Raw genomic sequence first — 19,821 nt, 5'->3', positions numbered from 1 at the left:
CATCCTACATATAGGTAATAAAACATAGTATAGCCATTCGTATATATTGGGCGTTCTGCGTCAGGGTATGCAAATGTGCAAACAGAGGAGGGAACATCCGTGAAGGTCGGATTTATCGGTACGGGAAGTATGGGGACAACGCTGATCGATGCGTTGATTCAATCCGGCGCTGTGACACCGGAGCAGGTCATAGCGAGCAACCGTACGGTGGACAAAGTGCAGTGCCTTGCATCGCAACACCCCGGGCTTCAAGTCTCGCCGGGCAATGCGGAGACGGTCCGGCACAGCGACATTGTTTTTCTGTGCGTCAAGCCGCTGGAATTCAAGTCGGTTCTGGAGGAAATACGGCATGCCGCACACCCTGATCTCATCCTGGTGTCGATTACGAGTCCGGTGCTGCTGGAGCACCTGGAGCGGCAGCTGCCCTGCAAGGTGGCGAAAATCATCCCGAGCATTACGAGCTACGTCCGAAGCGGCGCATCGCTCTGTATGTACGGGAGCCGGATTCAGACGGAGGATCGGGAGCTCCTGGAGCGGCTGATGTCATCCATCAGCCAACCGCTGCGCATCGATGAGAAGTACACCCGCATCTCTTCCGACTTGTCAAGCTGCGGTCCGGCGTTCATCGCTTACTTCCTGCAGCGGTGGATCGATGCCGCGACGGAAGCGACCGGCATCGGCCGTGACGAAGCGTCGCGTCTCGCCTGCGAGATGCTGCTGGGCACCGGCAAGCTCCTCACGGAAGGGGGCTTCACTCCGGAACAGCTGCAGCAGCGCGTAGCTGTCCCCGGCGGCATCACCGCCGAGGCGCTCCGGCTGATGAATCAAGAGCTGGCAGATATGTTCCACCAGCTCATTCAGGTCACCCACGCGAAATATGAAGAGGACCTGGAAAAGGTTCACTCCCAATTCGCCGGGCAGGAAGTTAACCGACCACGATATTGACCAGCCGGCCTTTGACAGCGATGACTTTACGGACGGTCTTGCCAGCAATGGCGTCCTGAACGTTCGGCAGAGACATCGCTTTTTCCTGCATGGCGGCTTCGTCCGCATCGGCGGCGATTCGAATCCGATCCGCTATCTTGCCGTTCACTTGAATGACGATCTCAACTTCGGCGTCAACCGTCAATGCTTCGTCATACGATGGCCACGGCACATACGTGATGGTGCCGTTATGCCCCAGGCGCTGCCACAATTCCTCCGCGATATGTGGAGCAAGCGGCGACAGCAGCTGCACGAAGTTCTCCATCGCCTGGCGCGGCAGCGTCTCTGCCTTGTACGCGTCATTAATGAAGATCATCAATTGGCTGATAGCCGTATTGAAGCGCATCGCCTCGATATCCTCGGTCACCTTCTTCACGGTCTTGTGCCAGGTGCGGATGAAGCTGTCTTCTCCCGGCCCGTCGGTAATCTTGCTGTTCAACTGGCCGTCCTCCGCGATGAACAGGCGCCAGATCCGGTTCAGGAAGCGGAACATGCCTTCGACGCCCTTCTCGTTCCATGGCTTCGTAATCTCGAGCGGCCCCATGAACATTTCATACATCCGCAGCGTATCCGCGCCGAATTCGTTCACGATATCATCCGGATTGATGACATTGCCGCGGGATTTGGACATTTTCTCGCCGTTCGTGCCGAGAATCATCCCCTGGTTGACCAGCTTCTGGAACGGCTCCTTCGTATCGACGACGCCGATATCGTAGAGCACCTTATGCCAGAAGCGCGCATACAGCAAGTGGAGGACCGCATGCTCGACCCCGCCGATATACAGATCGACCGGGAGCCATTCGGCCTGCTTCTCTTTGGAGCACAGCTCCTTCTCGTTCTTCGGATCGATGAAGCGCAGATAGTACCAGCAGCTTCCGGCCCACTGCGGCATCGTGTTCGTCTCGCGGCGAGCGCGCATTCCTGTCTCCGGATCAACTGTATTCACCCACTCGGCGACGTTCGCGAGCGGCGACTCGCCGGTGCCCGACGGCTGAATGTGATCGACCTCCGGCAGCATCAGCGGCAGCTCCGACTCCGGAACCGGCTTCATGGTGCCGTCTTCCAGGTGAATAATCGGGATAGGCTCCCCCCAATAACGCTGGCGGCTGAACAGCCAGTCGCGCAGGCGGTACGTCACCTTAGGCTGGCCGACGCCTTCCGCCGTCAGCCACTCATTCATGCGGGCAATCGCTTGGGCGTTCCCAAGCCCGTTCAGGAAGTCCGAGTTCACATGCGGCCCGTCTCCGCTGAACGCTTCCTTCGTCACATCTCCCCCGGAGACGACTTCCACGATCGGCAGATCGAATTGCTTCGCGAACTCCCAGTCCCGCTGGTCATGGCCCGGAACAGCCATAATGGCCCCGGTTCCGTAGCCGGCGAGTACGTAGTCGGCAATCCAGATCGGGAGCTTCGCCCCGTTCACCGGGTTGATCGCATACGCGCCGGTGAACACCCCTGTCTTATCCTTCGCGAGATCGGTGCGCTCCAGGTCGCTCTTGCGGGCAGCCTGTTCCTGGTAAGCTTGAACCGCCGCTTGCTGCCCGGAAGCCGTGATTCGGCCAACCAGTTCGTGCTCCGGCGCCAAGACGCAGTATGTCGCGCCGAACAGCGTGTCCGGCCGGGTCGTGAACACGATGATATGGTCGTCATGTCCGTCGATCGCGAAGCGGACCTCTGCCCCTTCGGAGCGTCCAATCCAATTGCGCTGCATATCCTTCAAGCTCTCCGGCCAGTCCAGCTCATCCAGATCGGAGAGCAGCCGCTCCGCATATTCCGTAATCTTCAGCACCCACTGCCGCATCGGCTTGCGGATGACCGGATGGCCGCCGCGTTCCGACTTGCCGTCGATCACTTCCTCGTTCGCCAGCACCGTGCCGAGCGCCGGGCACCAGTTCACCGGAATTTCCGCTTCATACGCGAGTCCGCGCTTGTAAAGCTGGATGAAAATCCACTGGGTCCATTTGTAGTAGTCGGGATCGGTCGTGCTAATCTCCCGGTCCCAGTCATAAGAGAAGCCGAGCGACTTAATCTGGCGGCGGAAATTGTTGATGTTCTTCACCGTAATGTCGCGCGGATGCTCGCCCGTGTCGAGCGCGTGCTGCTCAGCCGGAAGGCCGAACGCATCCCAGCCCATCGGATGAAGCACATTGTACCCTCTCATGCGCTTGAAGCGGGAAATGATGTCGGTCGCCGTGTATCCTTCCGGGTGGCCGACGTGCAGCCCCGCGCCCGAAGGGTACGGGAACATGTCGAGCGCGTAGAACTTCGGCTTGCCGGAGTTCTCCTCGGCAGCGAACGTCTTGTGCTCCTCCCAGTACTGCTGCCACTTCTTCTCCAAAATTTGCGGTTGATAGCCATGCGGCTGGTTGACTTCTTGACTCATCCGTATTCCTCCTTGCCGTGCCCGGCGAAGGCTGCGCGCGCAGCCCGCCCCGCACCTTATGCGAATATCATCATGCTTGAACCGCAGGAGACGGGCCCTTCCTGCCCCTCCGTGCCGAATCGGGCCAGTCCGCCCGATTCGCGCGGTCACCTCCCGCTTCCGCTCCGTACCCGTTGATACGGCCGGACACCGGGCCTGGTTCATGCCGCTGCCACCGAAACGTCATGCGCGTGCCCGCCGCTTCTCTATTCCGATACAGCCAAAAAAACCTCCCGCCCTTAGCGAAAAACGCTAGGGACGAGAGGTTCAATTCCCGTGGTACCACCCTAGTTAGCGAAAGGCATGCTTTGCCTTCCACTCCCTCTGCACCGTTAACGCCGGTGAAACGTCACAGCCTCCCTGCCGTTCGGCTGCGAGACTCCGAGGCGAGTTCGCTCCTGCCCATCACCGGCTTCCACCACCCGCCGGCTCTCTGTTCGATGCGCGCATCGAGCTACTAATCCTCATCACAGTCTGATTGCACTTGTTCAATTGTATGCATAGCCTTGACCAGCTTACGCAAGCATCTCTATCATAATGAAAATTAAGGATATTGTCAACGATTGTCGCCTAGCAGCCGTTTCATGGGCGGCTATTCCTTGACTGCAACATAGAAAATGCGGGCGGACTGGCCGTTCGGCGCCTCCCATGCGAAATCGGCATACATGTCCACGCGGGCAAATCCGGCCTCGCGCAGCCAGGCCGCCATCGCTTCCGTCTCATAGGCGCGCTGAACATGGGTTTCGTCGACCCGTTCGAACAGGGAGCCGCCATCTTGCCGAATGAAAAAAGTCAGTTGATGCTCGATTTCCCGTCTCGCCTCGTCATAATCGCAGAACCAGATATATGCGAGATCGTCCTCGTCATACGCGAAAGGCTGCGACTCCGCATACGACTCAAATTGGCGAATATGATGCACATCGAACAAGAAGACGCCCCCGGCGCGGAGCTGCCGGTACGTAGCAGCGAATACCCGCTTCACATCCTCCTCTTCGGTGATGTAATTCAGGCAATCGCAGAACGAGACGACAGCGTCTGCCGGATCGCCACCATTCCATGCCCGCATATCCTGGCATAGCCAGCGGATGCTGCCGGACGTCGCGGGCGCGGAGGCGGACTTCTGCTCGGCGACGGCCAGCATCGTCTCTGACAGATCAATGCCGGTCAGCGCGTATCCTCTGGCGGCGAGCGGAAGCGCAATGTTGCCCGTTCCGCAGCCGAGGTCGACAATCCGCTTCGGCTTCGACGGCAAATAGCGCCGCCACGCCTCCTCCGCAAATTGCACCCAAGCGTCATAGGGCATATCCTCCATCAAGCGGTCATAGACCGCGGCAAAGCGGCCGTAAGATTCCATTCAAGCCTCTCCGTCCTTCCCTCGCGCTGCGGCATTGTTAGCCTTCTTCACCTGCGCCGTTGCCAGCGCTTCTTCACGTGCCGCGTGTCAGCGCTTCTTCGGCCGCGGCGGATCCGGCTTCTCGGTCTGTAGGATCTGCTGGAGTTGATCCGGGCCAAGGGCCGCGCCCTTCTCCGTCAGCTCCGTCCAGCTTCCTTGCTGCTTGACGAGGCCGGCCCTCATCAGCCGCCCGACCGCGCGCTTGAACGCCGACTTGCTCATCCCGAACCGCTGCTTCACAATATCGGCCGGCGTCTCGTCCGAATACGGCATCGCCCCGTTCGGGCGTTCCCGCAAAAACGAGAACAGCCGCTGCGCATCCATATCCATGCCAATTTCCTTGCGTTCGGCCATCGTCACGTTCACGCGGCCATCGTCGCGGATATGGGTGACGCGCACGCGCACCTTCTCCCCGAGCCGGAGCGGCCGCGGCCGAAGCGACTCGTGCAGGAATCCGATGACCCCGAAGCCGATCGGACCGCCGTCGAGCACGAAGAAGGTCCCCATCTTCAGCGGCCGGTAGACGATGGCCTCATGCCATGTGTTGCGCCAAGCGGCCGGCGCGTCAAAAGCCAGCGGAACGAGGTCCTGTTCCAGCGCCGCCCGCGCCACGAGCCGGCCTACCCGATCATGGACCATCTTCACATAGACCGTGTCCCCGACTTGGGGGTGAAGCGGCTCGTATTCGGGCAGTTCGCTCTTCGGGAGCAGCAGTTGGCGCCCGATGCCCATTTCCAGGAAGCAGCCATACCGGGGATGAATGTCCGCCACCTTGAGCGGGGCAATCTCATCCAGCGTCAGATACGGGCGCTTCATCGTCGATGCGAGCCGATCCTCCGTATCATAGAATAAAAAGACGTCGACCTCGTCCCCCGGCTTTACCGGGCCTGTCAGTTCGGAATAATGAAGAATGACGTCCTGTTCCCCGTCTGTCAGAAAGTAGCCGTATGGCGACACCTCCCGTGCCACCTGCAGCCGTGTTATCGTGCCCGCGGTCAGCGTCATGCCATCTCCACAACTTTCGCGTCGGACCACAGCTTCTCGATATTATAGTATTCGCGCTCGTCGCGATGGAAGATGTGGATGACGATATCGCCGAGATCGAGCAGGACCCAGCGGGACGATTCCAAGCCTTCCATTCCCCGGACCGCTACGCCCGCCTCGTGAACCCGTTTGCGGACCTCGTTCGTAATGGCTTGCACCTGGGTATCGGAATTCCCGTGGCAAATGACAAAATAATCCGCAATCAGGGAAATCCCCCGCAGATCGAGCACGACGAGATCCATCGCTTTTTTTTCTTCCGCCGCCGCGACGACGATGTCGAGCAGCTCTCTTGGTTGAATGGTCATACCGTAACCTCCATTAATCCTCATGTACTGGCACTCCGGCAACGGAATTGCATGCAGCTCCGTTTCCCTTCTGCCGTTAGGCTTCCCTAATTCTGCTCTAATTCTTCAATCAGCCGGTTCCGTGCAATTACCGTTAGCGGAAAAATACGCCGGCGCTGGGAGAGCAAAAAGCCGATCGTCGAATCGAAGCCGGCGATGAGCGCGAGATTGACATCCTGTTCGGCCAATTCCCGGATTCGATCCACGCCCGGAAAATCGCGCCCCGGCTCGATATAATCCGCCAGACAAACCACCTTGTCGAGCAGAGTCATCGGCGCCCGGCCCGATGTATGGTAGCGGATCGCATCCAGAACCTCCTCGTCCCGCACCCCGTAGTCCCGGGCGGCGACGACCGCGCCGACGGGCGCATGCCACAGCTGCTTGTCGTATTCCAGCAGTTCAGGCGGCAAGTTCTCTTCGCGAATGACCTGTTCCATCCGGTCGGTCGGCCAATACTTGGCGACATCGTGAAGAATCGCCGCCAGATCCGCCTTCTCCGGATCCGCGCCGAAGCGGCGGGCCAAAATAACGGCCGTATCCATTACGCCCTGGGTATGCCGCCAGCGCGCGGCCGGCATCTGGGCCTGCACGGATTCAATCAATTGCTGGCGTGTCAGATTCATACAATCCCCACCTTGCCATATAATGTTCGACGGCTTCCGGAACGAGATAGCGGATCGAGCGTCCCGCCGCTCTTCTCTGCCGGATATCCGTCGAGGAGATATCCATCTGGGGCATGTCCGCCGCCAGGATACGGCCGCGCCAGGCGGCCGGCAGCTTCTCCTCGCTCCAGCGGATGCCCGGCCGGTGCAGCCCGACGAAGCGGATCAGACGCATCAATTCGTCGATCCGGTGCCACTTCGGCAAGTAATCAACCATATCGCCGCCGATAATCCAGTGCCAGCTTACATCCGGGTAGGCAGCCCGGAGAGAGATGACGGTGTCATATGTGTAGGAGACGCCTCCCCGGGTTAGCTCCCAATCGCTCGCCCGGAACGACGGGTTGCCCGCGATGGCCAGCCTCGTCATCTCCAGGCGATGCCTGCCGTCGGCCTGAATATGGTTCGTCTTATGCGGCGGCACGTGAGCGGGCATGAACCACACCTCATCAAGATTTGCGGCTTCGCGGGCGCATTCGGCGGCCACCAGATGCCCCAGATGGATCGGATTGAATGTCCCGCCCATAATCCCGATTTGTCTCACGTCTGCACCTCCGCCGGTTATGGCAGTTCAATCTGTTTATGTTCAGCCGATTCCTTGTAGAGCACGATCGTTTTCCCGATGACTTGGACCAATTCGGCGCCCGAGCGGGTCGCCAATTCCTCCGCAACTTCGAAGCGATCGTCCATGCAGTTGTTCAAGATCGATACTTTGATCAGCTCGCGCACTTCCAGCGCTTCCTCGATATGGCGGATAAGCTGATCGTTGGTTCCTCCTTTGCCTACTTGAAAAATAGGCTGCACATGATGTGCGAGCGAGCGCAAATAACGCTTTTGTTTTCCTGTTAGCATGTTTGTCCCTGCCTTATATGTCTAATAACAACAATGGTTTATTCGTGACTTAATGTATTCCATACCTGCTCCCGCATCAGCGCCGCAGGCGCTGCGGCGCCCGTCCACAGTTCCAGCGCGATCGCGCCCTGATAGACGAACATGCCGAGCCCGCTGTGGGTGCGGCAGCCGCGCTTCCCCGCTTCCCGCAGCAAGGCCGTCTCCAGCGGATTGTACACGATGTCGCTCACGATCATATCCGGGCGCAGCCAGTCCGGATCGAACGGCACCGCATCCACGTCCGGATGCATGCCGACCGAGGTCGTATGAATGACGATATCCACCTCGTCCGCGCCGACAGCCGGACGTTCCCCAAGCTGGACGGCTTCTACCGTCCCGAAGGCGGCCAGATCGCGTGCCAGCGCCTCGGCCCGCGCCAGCGTGCGGTTGGCGATATGCAAGCGCCGGCATCCCGCCTTCAGCAGCGCATAAGCGATGCCGCGCGACGCCCCGCCGGCCCCGATCAACAAGATTCGGGATGGACGGAGATCGGAAATCATCTCTTCCTGCAGCGAACGGACGAAGCCGAGCCCGTCCGTATTGTAGCCGATAAGCCGGCCGTTCCGGTTGACGATCGTGTTGACGGCGCCGATGACGCTGGCGCTCTCATCCACTTCATCCAGATGCGCCATGACGGCTTCCTTATGCGGAATGGTTACGTTCATTCCGCCGATGCCAAGGGCGCGCATGCCCTGCACGGCCTCCCCCAGCTGCTCGGGCGCGACATGAAACGCCGTATATACGGCGTTCAGTCCTAACTCCCGCAAGGCGGCATTGTGCATCAACGGCGATTTGGAATGCTTGATCGGATCTCCGATGACCGCGAACACGGCGGTCGAGCTGTCGATGACCGCCGGAGGCCGCATCGCCCCGGCCAGATCGTTCCGTACCATAGTATCCGCTCCCCCCGGTATAGTGTGCTAGATCATCGCGCGGCGGGTCAGCACCTTGACCCCTTTCGGCGCGAAGATCTCCACAAGCGCGCCTTCCTTGCCGTTGCATTTGATCCATCCGAGCCCCGAGATGAAGATATCGGTCTCGGACCCTTTGGCGATCCGGTACTGATGCTTCGTCCAGGCCGGAAGTTCATCCAGGCGTTCCCGCGCCGGCGGCGCCAGCAGCTCGCCGCGGTGCTCCTCGTACAAAGCGTCTGCCCGCTCCAGCTTCGTCCGGTGGATCGGAAGTCCATTCGATATATAGCACGTAAAGGATTGCCGTTCCCCTTCCACAAAATCAAAGCGCGCAAACGCCCCGAAAAATAGCGTCTGTCCTTCGTTCAACTGGTAGACGGCCGGCTTGAGCGGCTTATCCGGCAGCAGGGCCCCCAGATCTTGCCGGCTTGCCAATTCCGTCAAGCGGCTCGTATAGACGATGCCCGGCGTATCAATGATATGCTTGCCGTCATCCAGCGGAATATGTACGACATCCAGGGTCGTTCCCGGATAACGGGATGTCGTCAGTTCGCGATCCATATCGCTGTAATCGTGAATAAGACGGTTAATCAGCGTGGATTTGCCGACATTCGTCGCCCCGACGACATAGACGTCGCGGCCGCGCCGCCAATGGCTCATCTGTTCCACCAGCCGCTCGAAGCCGGCATTGCGCTTGGCGCTGACGAGAATGACGTCCAATATGCGGAGACCATGCTCCTTCGCCTGCCGCTGCACCCAGTTCGTCAAGCGGTTCCAGTTCGTCGAACGGGGCAGCAAATCGATCTTGTTCACGACGAGCAGCACCGGATTGTTCCCGACGAACCGCTGGAGACCGGAAATGACGCTGCCGTCAAAATCGAACAGATCGACGATATGGATGACCAGCGCGTCTTCCTGGCCGATTCGCCCCAACAAACGCAAAAAATCATCCTGATCCAGCGCTACCGATGCTGCTTCGTTATAATGCTTAATCCGGAAGCAGCGCTGGCAAATCAGCGGCGAACGATTCAGCGCAGACGCCGGTACATAGCCGATCTGCTCGGGATGCCCGGTCTGCACCGTAACGCCGCAGCCGCTGCATATTTGCTTCTCTTGATTGTCCTTCACCTTTTTTCCTCCTCTTGCCACAATCCTCTCCGCTTCAACCGGGACGTGGCATAACGCTCTATGCGCCGATTGATGCGGGTTCCCCAGCCTTCGTCCTGAATGGCGATAGGCTGCACCAATATCGTAAATATGCCGAGCCGGTTGCCTCCCAAGACATCCGTCAGCATCTGATCGCCGATGACAGCCGTATGTTCCGGCTTCAGCCCCATCAGCGCCAGCGCTTGACGAAAAGCCCGCTGGGCCGGCTTCCGGGCCGCGTGTATAAACGGAAGATCGAGCGGGACGGCGAACCGGGATACGCGCGTATGATCATTATTCGATACGATGACGACCTTGAAGCCGCGGCGCTTGACTTCCTCCAGCCAGGCCGCCAGTTCCGGGGTCGCTTCCGGCACCTTGGCGCCGACGAGCGTGTTGTCCAGATCGGTAATGATTCCAAGAATGCCTTGTTCCGCCAGCTTGTCCAAGTCAATATCGTATACGGAGCTTACCCGAAGACGGGGAATAAGCCTTTCCAACAAAACAGTCACCTCGTTTTCATACGAAAAACTATACCATATTCTTTGATTTTCGTGCAAAAAAAAGCCGTTCCCGTGCGGAACGGCTTCATTTCGTCACATTCCGGCTCCCTGTCTCCCGCTTCCCGCGTGCTACGCAAGCGGAGATTAACGCTTGCGGACGCGGCGGAACTGTCTTACCGCTTCCCGGAATCGGGCAACATCGGCTTGTTCCAGCGGCTCGCCGCTGTATTTCGCCTGCTCGAACACCGGGACGATAATCTGCAGGGAAGCTTCCAACTGCGGCAGGCCCTCGCTCCAGCGCAAAGCGGCTTCGCGCACCGTCTCATGCGGTTCCTTGCGCAGCCCGCGAAGCCGGCAGTAGCTCAACCACAGCTCCGTCTCGAGCACGACCCGATCGCTCGGCGATATCTGCCGGCGGAAGGTCCGCAGCCAGCGCGGCGAGAATCCGGCCTGCCCCCATTGGCGGACAAGCCATGCAAGGAGTCCGAGCAGCGCAGCGCCCGCGATCGAGCGGGCTGCCGTAACGACCCAAGCGGGAAGCGAGGTCTCTTCTTCCGGTTTGCCGGCCTTCTTCTCTTCCTTCATTTCGGGCTGCTTGTCTTCCTCCTGCTCGGGCGGCGTGCCGGGCTCTTGCTCCTCCTGCTCCGGGCTTGGCATGCTGAATCCCGGAGTCGGCTCGAAGGATACCCAGCCGTATTCCCCCATATATACCTCTACCCACGAATGCGCGTCCGCATTCGTGACCCGGAAGCGGCCGCCTTCATCGGGATCGAAGGAGCCCGTCATCATTTCACGCTCCGCTCCTTCGCGGGCTCCGGGGGCATAGCCCTTCACCCAGCGCGTCGGCACGCCCACGCTGCGGAGCATGACCGCCATCGAGGTGGAGAAGTAGTCGCAGTACCCTTCCTTGATCTCGAACAGAAACCCGTCGACGAAATCGCCGCTGGTCCGCTTCGAAAGATCCGGGACATTCGTATAAGTGAACTGGGTCCGTAAATACTGTTCGATTTTTTTGGCCTTGTCGTAGTTGTTCGTCTCTCCTTCGGTCAGGCTCCGGGCCAGGTCGGCGACTCGTTCCGGAAAACGGTCCGGCAGCTGCAGGTATACACTGTCCGGCGCTTCGGCCGGGGGCGCGGCCCGCAGCTCCTGTTCCGATATGATCGGGACATGGGATACGATCGTATAGCTTGACGGATAGCGGGCTGCGCCTCTCCCCTCGTACCGGACCTCGCTCTCTCTCCCGTTCCAGACGAGTCTCTCCGGATCGCCGCCTTCCAGCTCCTCCACGGCGGATGCGGAATACATGCCGAACAGGACCGGGTATATCTGATCGCTCTGAATCTGCACCTTCTGGATAATCTCTTTCGTCTGAACCCGCTTCGCAGGAGCGTCGTTGGCTTCGAACCGCTCGCCGATACTCATCGGTTCCAGGCTCTCTTCCCGCTTCGCATCGACCCAGCCCTGACCGGTGTATATATCCTTGGCCTCCCCCCGCCAATAGCCGCGGGCTTCGGAGGTTACCGTCATCACCGGCTCATAATCCATCTGAAAGCCGTCCCCAAGCTGGCTGTCATGGTTGCTGTAGCCGGAAGTCGTCGGGGTTGGCGTTCCGTTTCCGGTTACGTTCGAGACGATGCGCTCGACGATGTTGCCGCCAGTGCCGTTCCGGTTCGTCCAGGCCGTATACGGATCGGTCAGGATCGGCTCCAGTCCCGGCATGTTCACCCCGACCGTGATGATCATCGCAATGACCACGATGGCGCTGACCGCCATCTGCAGAAGATACCGCAGCGAGGTTCGCTTCATCTCGGGATAGCTGTGCTTCATCTGTGAGAAATGGAGCCCGATTAGCCACACGAGGGCCGCGCCGACGATCCAGGCAACCTGATCCCATAAGATATCCTCGGTGAAAGAATCCAGGATGCCGAAGACGATAACTTGAATGAGCAGCCATATAATGATGCGGCCGGTCCCGCGCACAAGCTGGTTAAGCGCCTCATAGCAGAGCCAAATGCCGGCAACGAACCAAATATAAGGATGAAAGGCTTGCAGCCTCTCCCATCCCGCTCCGTCCTCGATCCATAAATGATTGCGCACCAGCTCCATATAGATGACGCGCAATACGAGCGGCAGCCCGAGAAGCAGCCGGCCCAAAAATTGCCGGGGAAATAATACGCACACGCCCCATATCATGAGCAGCGCGTCCTTGGACATCGCAATCGTCTCGTCATACCAATACGGCTCCAGCATCACGATCCACTGCCATACCATCACGGCGAGGCAAGTCCAGAACAGGCGCTCGCTCCAACCGCCCAGCAGCCAGCGCTTCACCATTCCGGGCGGTTCCGGCGGAACGGGGCTTCCCGGGTAAGCGGGTGCCGCCTGCCGATTCACTTCCATGTCATCCCACCTCCAAGCAGCTTAGGAAGATGGTTCAATTCGTCCAGCCATTTGTATTCAAAGCCCTGCTTCGCCAATACGCGCAGCAAATCGGCTTCATCGGGGCCGGGGCCGGCGGCGGCGTGAATGAACGTGCCGCTTCCGCCGATGGATCGGAGGCCTCCGATCGCCGCCAAATCTCCTGATGAGACCGCCCCGCCGATCCAGGCAACGGCCGCCCCGCACAGCAGGGAGGCGCGTTGCGCCAGCATCGGGCCAATCCGATCATTGACTTGCGGATTCGGCGCCTCCGGCTCAATGGTAGCCAACCATTGCTTGTATGCGGCCGGTTCGCGCAAGAGGGCCGCGGCGTCCCACCAATGCAGAGAGCCGCCAATCGCGGCCAAATAGGCGGGATGCCGGTTCGCCTTCGCATATTGCGCAACCGACGCCGCGGCGGACAGCGCCAATTCGAAGCCGGCCGGATTCTCATAAGAGGTTCTTCTAATATCAATCACGATCAGGATCGGGGCCTGCACTTCCTGATCGAACTGCTTCGATTTCAAGCTTCCGCTCTTGGCGGTGGCGTTCCAATGAATGCGCGAGAGACGATCGCCATGGACATATTCCCGCACGCCGCTCAATTGCGTCGACTCCCGCTTCCTCTTATCCATCGCCAGCGTCTGTCCGGGCTGGACCGCTTGATGCCCGGCTTGCGCCCATGAAGGGATGGGAACCGTGGCCGGCAAGATGAAAAAGGAGGACGGCGTATGGAACTGTCCGCGCTGCTCGAAAATGCCGAATAAATCTTTCGACAAACATGTTGTCGCATCCAAGCGGTATGCCCCGCGAGGAAGCGGCGGCGTCCGGTACGTCCATACGGCCTTCCGTCCCGCGTTCAGGGTAACGGCCGCCTCCGCCTGGCTGTACAGTTCATTGAAGCGGTACAGACCGTCCTGCACGATGATATAGGGCAGCGGAATCCATCCCGGAACGCGCAGCTCCACGGATACCGCGATACGGGATTGGGCGGGGAGAAACCGGCTTGTCCCGGTCCGGACCATGCGCTGGCCCCGAACCTTGGACACGCCCCCGAACCACCCGCAGCCCCAATAGACGGCAAGCACGGTCGCCATCGAGAGCAGCATGAAGGACGTCTTGCCGCCCTGGAATAAAAAATAGAAAACACAACTGACATAAATGACGAAAGCAATCAGAAATGTCCGTCTCCGCGAACGCGGACGGCGGGGCACCAGCTGCGGCGAATTCATGCTACAGCTCCATCCGGACCGGTACCGGCACGCCTCGAACCGCATCGATCAGCACTTGCTCCGCGGTCAGCCCCTCCATTTTCGCTTCCATATCAAGGACGAGACGATGAGCCAGGACGAATGGAAGCAGCGTCTTGACATCATCCGGCGTAACATAGCGCCGTCCTTGAATCCAGGCGCGGGCCTTCACGGCCTGCATGAGCGCCACGGAAGCGCGCGGGCTTGCGCCCAGCACGATTTTCGAATGGTTCCTCGTCGCGCGGACCACATCAATAATATAGGAAGCGACGGCATCGTCGATATGAATGCCGCGAGCGGCGTCCCGCATCTTTTCAATCACGGTAATATCCGTAATCGGCTGAACCCGCTCGGACGGCTGTCCAAGCACATGGCGGGCCAGCATGGCCCGCTCCATCGCTTCATCCGGGTACCCCAGGTTAATCTTGAACATAAAGCGATCCAACTGGGCTTCCGGCAATTGGAACGTTCCTTCGAACTCGATGGGGTTCTGCGTGGCGAAGAGCATGAATGGAACGGGCAGATCGAAGGTCTCCCCGTCCACCGTAATATGGTGCTCCTCCATCGCCTCCAGCAGAGCCGATTGGGTCTTCGTCGTCGCCCGGTTAATCTCGTCCACGAGCAGCACGTTGCACATGACCGGTCCGGGACGGAAGACGAATTGCTGGTCTTTGGGGTGGAAAATAAAAACGCCGGTAATGTCGGTCGGCAGCAGATCGGGGTTGCATTGGACACGGCGGAACGCCCCGTCCATCGTGCGCGCGAGCGATTTGACCAGCTGCGTCTTGCCCGTTCCCGGCACATCCTCGATAAGGACGTGGCCCCCGGCCACCATGGCGGTCAGCATTAATTCAATCTCGAATGACTTCCCTAATATGCATTGATCCAAGGCAGCTTGGATCTGTTCCATAATCGAATGGAGCGATGATTGCGAATGCAAGGAAAAACCTCCTCCAATATGGTAATATAAGGAAATATATCCATAAATTTATAATATCTCTGGCATGGGGATCCTAAGCGAAGTTGCCTTACATTTCCTCATTTTACACCATTCTATGGTGAAGGTACATCAACAACTCATTTCGTCTTTGAACTAATTAATGGCATAAAACAAGCTCCGCACCTGTTCGGGTTGCGGAGCTTGTCTGCTGGACCGCGCTTAGCCTTTGGGCCGTACGAAGAGCGATGCCAGGAAGGAGAAGACGATCGCCGCCGATATGCCCGCGCTTGTCGTCTTGAAAATGCCGCTGACGGCGCCGATCCAACCATCCGACTTCAAATCGGTAATCGCCCCGTGCACAAGGGAGTTGCCGAAGCTCGTAATCGGAACGGTGACGCCCGCGCCGGCGAATTCGATCAACGGCTCGTACCATCCCAAGCCGTCCACGACCGCGCCGGTAACGACCAGCAGCGCCATCGTGTGCGCCGGCGTCAGCTTCGCGACATCGAACAGCAGCTGCCCGATGACGCAGATCAACCCTCCGACGATAAATGCCCATACAAAGATCATGATTCGTCTCCTCCCATCTCGATCGTTACCGCATGAGCGATGCAAGGAATGCTCTCTCCTTGTTGGTAGGACAGCGGGGACATGAGGGCTCCGGTCGCCACGATCATGACCTTCTTCAATTCGCCCTCCCTGATCCGCTTCAGAATATGTCCGTACGTGACGACAGCCGAGCAAGCCGCCCCGCTTCCTCCCGCTTGCACATCCACCTTCTGCTTGACCATGTCGTACATCATGAGCCCGCAATCCTGGTAGTTCGTCGTCTGAATGTTGATGTCGTGTTTTTTGAACAAATCTTTGGCGATCCCGTAACCGACGGCAGCCAAGTCTCCGGTCACAATCATGTCATAATAGGCGGGGCTGCGCTTCAAATCGGTCAAATGGGTCTGAATCGTATCGACGGCCGCCGGCGCCATAGCCGCCCCCATATTGAAGGGATCTTTGATGCCCAGATCGACAATTTTGCCGATCGTCGCGGCCGTCACTTTCGGTCCGTTTCCTTTTTTGCCGACGATGGCCACGCCGGCGCCGGTTACGGTATATTGCGCGGTGGGCGGCTTCTGGGAACCGTATTCCGTCGGATAGCGGAACTGCTTCTCTACGGAGCAGTTATGGCTGCATGTGCCGGCCATGACGATGTTCGCGTTGCCGGAATCGACCAGCAGCGATCCGAGGGCCAGCGCCTCCATCGAGGTGGAGCAGGCGCCGAATACGCCGATGTATGGCACCCCCAGCCCGCGTGCGGCGAAGGAGTTGCTAATAATCTGGTTCATCAGGTCGCCGCCGACGAAGTAATCCAGGTCATCCTGCGTAATGTTCGCATTGACGATGGCGAGCTGGGAGGCCTGTTCCAGCAGCTTGCGCTCCGCCTTTTCCCAGCTTGGCTCCTTCAAATCCAAATCTTCGTGAACAAAGTCAAAGTCGGCGGCCAGAGGCCCTTTTCCTTCTTCGGGGCCAACTACGGTCGCGGTGCCGATGATGACCGGTTGATTGGCAAACCGCCATGTATGGCGTCCTATACGCATCGGATTGCCTCCTTTACCATCTGGGAACGTCCGGCATCAATGCTGGAACTGTATCCCGAAAATGTAATAGATAAGCGCAATAATACAGGCGGCCACCGTTCCAAATACGATGACAGAACCGGCCAGCTTGAACATATTGCCGCCGACCCCCAGCACGAGGCCTTCGCTGCGGTGCTCCAGCGCCGCGGAGCACATCGAATTGGCGAACCCGGTCACGGGAACCGCCGTGCCCGCGCCGGCCCACTGCGCGAGTTTGTCATACACGCCCAGGCTTGTCAGAATGACGGAAGCCAGCACCAGAATGACGACCGTCGGGCCTGCCGCCTCTTTCTTCGTCATATCGAAAAACGTGACTAATATTTGTTCAATGGCTTGTCCAATCAGGCAGATCGTTCCTCCCGCCAAAAAAGCCCGTACGCAATTTTTCCATACGGGGCGGGACGGTTCACGCTGCTTGGCGATCTGCTTATACTCTTGCTCCGAGATCGTCTTTCCTCCGGAAGTCCAAGTTGTGGACCCGGATGACCCGGATTTAGCCGAAGTCGCCATTGAGTCACCTCCTGCATCCAATCTGATTTTCAGTTGTATGCATTCAGTATTTGTCATTGGCGGATAAAATATGTCTCTTCTCCATGGTCCACCAAGTTACAGCCCTAATCCGAACAGCAGCAGGCACACGATGACCAAGAGGACGAACAGCACCAAGATAATATCCCACGCTTGCAGCTTCATTTCCATAAGTCCATCATCCTTTCCGGTTATCCCTTGCTTCTAACGTATGCAGTTGGGCCTGAATGGGGCACATATCCAAATGACACGATTATTAGGGAAAGGCCTCAGGCTAGAGCTGTGACAAGCCCGGTTGGCAACGCTTCCCGCGAGGTGTACAATGGAGGGCGATTCGCATGGCAGGCCACAGCGCCTGGCCGATGACCACTTCAATCAGGAAGAAGGGATGACGATGCTGAACCGGCAGCGTCCTGGCGAGAAGACGGCCTTTCAGGAAATCGCTTCGTATGAAGCTTCGATCTACAGACCGACATGGTCTTGGTGTATGGAATGGATGACACGATGGAGGAGCGGATACGCGGCTGGTCGGCCCAAGGGTATCGCGTCGGTCTCATGACCGGCACCGCATGGGGCGAATACCAGCCTTATTTGAACGGGAGGTTCGACGGGCGCCAGCATTGGGACGAGGGACAGACCCGGGCCAACGGGACCCGGCTTATTCATGAGACCGATGATGTGCCTTATATGGTGCCGACGGTGTCTTTCGCGGATTACATAACGGAACGGTTGAAAAAGGCCGTGGATGCCGGGTCTAGACGCCTTTTTTATGGAAGATCCGGAATTTTGGGTGGAGGCCGGGTATTCCCCTTCGTTCCGGCGTGAATGGGAGCTGTATTATAGCCGTGGATGCCGCCTCATCAGTCGCCGGATGCCCAGTACCGGGCGTCCAAGCTGAAGGCGCATTTGTATGCCCGGCGCTGGAGCGCATCACCTCCGGGCTCAAGTCTTACGCCAAGCATGCGCACGGGCGTCATATCCATGTGTACGTGGCGACGCACAGCCTCATCAACTATTGCCAATGGCGCATTGTGAGCCCGGAGTCGAAGCTCATGGACATGGCCGGCATCGACGGCTATATCGCCCAAGTCTGGACAGGCACTTCGCGTGTGCCGAACGTGTATGAAGGCGAACGGCGGGAGCGGACGTTCGAGACGGCGTATTTGGAGTATGGCGTCATGCAAGAGCTCGTGCGGGGAAGCGACCGCCGCATGTGGTTCCTGCATGATCCGATTGAAGACCATCCCGGACGGACCTGGGAAGATTACGAGGCCAATTATAAAAAAACCGTCGTCGCTTCCCTCCTCCACCCCCATATCGATCATTATGAAGTGGCGCCTTGGTCGCATCGCATCTATGGCCGGTCCTATTTGTCCGCGGATCGCTCGGGCAAGGTGCCGCTGCCGGAAGCGTATGGAACGATCCTGCAGGCGGTGATGCATGCGCTTCAGCACATGCCGCTGGGGGGCCAGGCCGGTACGTCGGAGCAGGTTCTGGATCAATCACCGGACAGGACGTCCGGTGAGGAATCCCCTGGGCGGACGGCCTCCCTTCCCGGCATCGGAGTGCTGGTCGCCGCTTCCTGCATGTACCAGCGGCTCGATTTGTCGCTCGATTGGGAACGGGTGCGGGAGGAAGAGCGGTTCGCTTCCGAGATGGAGCATATTACGTGGGATGCGTTCTTTGGCTTGGCGATGCCGCTGCTGAAGCACGGGTATCCGGTCCGACCGGTCCAACTGGACAATGTGCGCCGGATTCCGCACTATTTGAACGAGTACGGGCTGCTAATCGTCAGCTATGAATTCATGAAGCCGGAGCATATGGATATCCATTACGGGCTGGCGCAATGGGTGCAAGCCGGTGGGGTTCTGCTGTATGTCGGGGATGGCAGCGATCCGTATCATGCCGTACGCGAATGGTGGAACGCGGGAACGCGTACGTATGACAGCCCGGCGCAGCATCTGTTCGAGACGCTGGGAGCCGCGATGGAGAGCCAGGACGGGGAACTGGCCATCACGCGCATTGGCCGGGGCGCGGTTGCTTACCTGCCGGAGCATCCTGCCCGCTTCACTCGCTCCGCGGACGACGCCAACCGGCTGCGCGGCGCGGTGAAGGCAGCATGGGCGGCGGTCCACGGTCCGTCGGCGGCAGGCTGGACGCCTTCCCATGCGCTCGTCGCCAAGCGGGGCCCGTACGTGGCCGCAGCCGTGCTTGAGGAGAGCTGCCGCAGCGATCCGGTCACCCTGGAAGGCCCGTTCGTCGATTTGTTCGACGGGCAATTATCGGTGCGGCCAAGCGTGACGATCGGGCCGGGGGAACAGGCCTTGCTGTATGATCTGAAGCAGGCGCAGCAGAGCGGCCGGGAGCTGGTCCTCGTCGCCGCGGCCGGACGGGTTGTCCCGGAGCCGGACGACGGTCCCGCCGATGCTGGACAAGCGAAGTCCCGGCGCTATACGGCGCGCGGGCCGGCCGGTGTCCGGGCGGTGCTGCGGTTCTATGCGCCGACTGCCCCGGCGCACGTGACCGTGCAGCGCGGCGGCCAGGCATACCCGTTCGATCTCGCCTGGGATGAAGCGTCCCGACCTTCGCAATCAGCTTCATTCACCCGGCTGGCGGCGTGGAGATTGGGATTACTCCGGGCGTTCAATAGCCGCGTCCCGGCTGCCTCGGGCATGCGGCAGACCTCATGAGCAAGGCTTCCCGCGTCGGGCTGTTACAGCCGTTGGCGGGAAGCCTTCTTTCATTGTTGCAGATTGT

The 19,821-nt window shown here is 59.2% G+C and carries 19 protein-coding genes and 1 other annotated feature; of the genes, 3 read left to right on the top strand and 16 right to left on the bottom strand.

Annotation, left to right across the window (positions count from 1 at the left end; translation table 11 throughout):
* The first annotated feature begins 75 nt into the window (after positions 1-75).
* Positions 76-945: a late competence protein ComER gene (gene comER, locus ABD76_RS06055; RefSeq protein ID WP_338125061.1), complete on the top strand. Its 870-nt coding sequence runs from the start codon at positions 76-78 to the stop codon at positions 943-945.
* Here the strand turns inward: comER and leuS are convergent.
* The 16 genes from leuS to spoVAC all read right to left on the bottom strand — a co-directional run bounded on the left by leuS (position 926) and on the right by spoVAC (position 17,046).
* Entirely contained in the window at positions 926-3,367 is a 2,442-nt protein-coding gene (gene leuS / locus ABD76_RS06050; RefSeq protein WP_197255138.1) for a leucine--tRNA ligase, read from the bottom strand. The genes comER and leuS overlap by 20 nt on opposite strands.
* Positions 3,368-3,657: 290 nt before the next feature.
* Positions 3,658-3,886, bottom strand: a binding site (T-box leader).
* 112 nt (positions 3,887-3,998) lie between these two features.
* Positions 3,999-4,760, bottom strand: coding sequence for a class I SAM-dependent DNA methyltransferase (locus tag ABD76_RS06045; RefSeq protein ID WP_197255136.1), 762 nt, complete (start codon positions 4,758-4,760; stop codon positions 3,999-4,001).
* Positions 4,761-4,847: 87 nt separating this feature from the next.
* Positions 4,848-5,804, bottom strand: coding sequence for a CvfB family protein (locus ABD76_RS06040; RefSeq protein ID WP_197255134.1), 957 nt, complete (start codon positions 5,802-5,804; stop codon positions 4,848-4,850).
* Positions 5,801-6,148, bottom strand: a complete 348-nt coding sequence (gene rsfS, locus ABD76_RS06035; protein WP_197255123.1) for a ribosome silencing factor — start codon at positions 6,146-6,148, stop codon at positions 5,801-5,803. Before rsfS ends, ABD76_RS06040 begins: the two co-directional genes overlap by 4 nt.
* 86 nt (positions 6,149-6,234) lie before the next feature.
* Positions 6,235-6,810, bottom strand: a complete 576-nt coding sequence (gene yqeK, locus ABD76_RS06030; protein ID WP_197255121.1) for a bis(5'-nucleosyl)-tetraphosphatase (symmetrical) YqeK — start codon at positions 6,808-6,810, stop codon at positions 6,235-6,237.
* Positions 6,782-7,390: a nicotinate-nucleotide adenylyltransferase gene (locus tag ABD76_RS06025; RefSeq protein WP_197255118.1), complete on the bottom strand. Its 609-nt coding sequence runs from the start codon at positions 7,388-7,390 to the stop codon at positions 6,782-6,784. The genes yqeK and ABD76_RS06025 overlap by 29 nt, the downstream gene beginning before the upstream one ends.
* A 17-nt stretch (positions 7,391-7,407) precedes the next feature.
* Complete coding sequence (gene yhbY, locus ABD76_RS06020) at positions 7,408-7,698, bottom strand: ribosome assembly RNA-binding protein YhbY (RefSeq protein ID WP_197255116.1); 291 nt, start codon at positions 7,696-7,698, stop codon at positions 7,408-7,410.
* Between the two features lie 38 nt (positions 7,699-7,736).
* A complete protein-coding gene (gene aroE, locus ABD76_RS06015) occupies positions 7,737-8,630 on the bottom strand; it encodes a shikimate dehydrogenase (RefSeq protein ID WP_197255114.1) in 894 nt (297 codons plus the stop codon).
* A 27-nt stretch (positions 8,631-8,657) separates the two neighbouring features.
* The gene (gene yqeH, locus ABD76_RS06010) at positions 8,658-9,776 is read right to left on the bottom strand and encodes a ribosome biogenesis GTPase YqeH (protein WP_197255113.1); all 1,119 of its coding nucleotides are present in this window, start codon (positions 9,774-9,776) and stop codon (positions 8,658-8,660) included.
* A complete protein-coding gene (locus tag ABD76_RS06005) occupies positions 9,773-10,297 on the bottom strand; it encodes a YqeG family HAD IIIA-type phosphatase (protein ID WP_197255111.1) in 525 nt (174 codons plus the stop codon). Before ABD76_RS06005 ends, yqeH begins: the two co-directional genes overlap by 4 nt.
* Positions 10,298-10,441: 144 nt before the next feature.
* On the bottom strand, positions 10,442-12,697 hold the full coding sequence (locus ABD76_RS06000; RefSeq protein WP_197255109.1) for a transglutaminase TgpA family protein: 2,256 nt from the start codon (positions 12,695-12,697) through the stop codon (positions 10,442-10,444).
* Positions 12,688-13,947 carry a DUF58 domain-containing protein gene (locus ABD76_RS05995; RefSeq protein WP_197255107.1) on the bottom strand — a complete coding sequence of 420 codons (1,260 nt, stop codon included), beginning with the start codon at positions 13,945-13,947 and terminating at the stop codon, positions 12,688-12,690. Before ABD76_RS05995 ends, ABD76_RS06000 begins: the two co-directional genes overlap by 10 nt.
* A 1-nt stretch (position 13,948) precedes the next feature.
* Positions 13,949-14,905, bottom strand: coding sequence for an AAA family ATPase (locus ABD76_RS05990; RefSeq protein ID WP_242069404.1), 957 nt, complete (start codon positions 14,903-14,905; stop codon positions 13,949-13,951).
* A 219-nt stretch (positions 14,906-15,124) separates the two neighbouring features.
* Positions 15,125-15,475 carry a stage V sporulation protein AE gene (gene spoVAE, locus ABD76_RS05985; RefSeq protein WP_197255105.1) on the bottom strand — a complete coding sequence of 117 codons (351 nt, stop codon included), beginning with the start codon at positions 15,473-15,475 and terminating at the stop codon, positions 15,125-15,127.
* A complete protein-coding gene (gene spoVAD / locus ABD76_RS05980) occupies positions 15,472-16,497 on the bottom strand; it encodes a stage V sporulation protein AD (protein WP_197255103.1) in 1,026 nt (341 codons plus the stop codon). Before spoVAD ends, spoVAE begins: the two co-directional genes overlap by 4 nt.
* A gap of 36 nt (positions 16,498-16,533) precedes the next feature.
* On the bottom strand, positions 16,534-17,046 hold the full coding sequence (gene spoVAC / locus ABD76_RS05975; protein WP_197255101.1) for a stage V sporulation protein AC: 513 nt from the start codon (positions 17,044-17,046) through the stop codon (positions 16,534-16,536).
* A 510-nt stretch (positions 17,047-17,556) separates the two neighbouring features.
* Here spoVAC and ABD76_RS29290 point away from each other — a divergent pair.
* A complete protein-coding gene (locus tag ABD76_RS29290) occupies positions 17,557-17,889 on the top strand; it encodes a hypothetical protein (RefSeq protein ID WP_242069403.1) in 333 nt (110 codons plus the stop codon).
* 20 nt (positions 17,890-17,909) lie between these two features.
* Positions 17,910-19,754 (top strand): hypothetical protein, encoded by a 1,845-nt coding sequence (locus ABD76_RS05970; RefSeq protein ID WP_242069402.1) that lies wholly within the window; start codon positions 17,910-17,912, stop codon positions 19,752-19,754.
* The last annotated feature ends 67 nt before the right edge of the window (positions 19,755-19,821 follow it).

Source organism: Paenibacillus dendritiformis (genome assembly GCF_015845845.1).
GTDB classification, from domain to species: Bacteria; Bacillota; Bacilli; order Paenibacillales; family Paenibacillaceae; genus Paenibacillus_B; species Paenibacillus_B dendritiformis_C.
The sequence above is the reverse complement of the archived record's forward strand: the minus strand, read 5'-3'. Positions and strand labels throughout refer to the sequence as shown.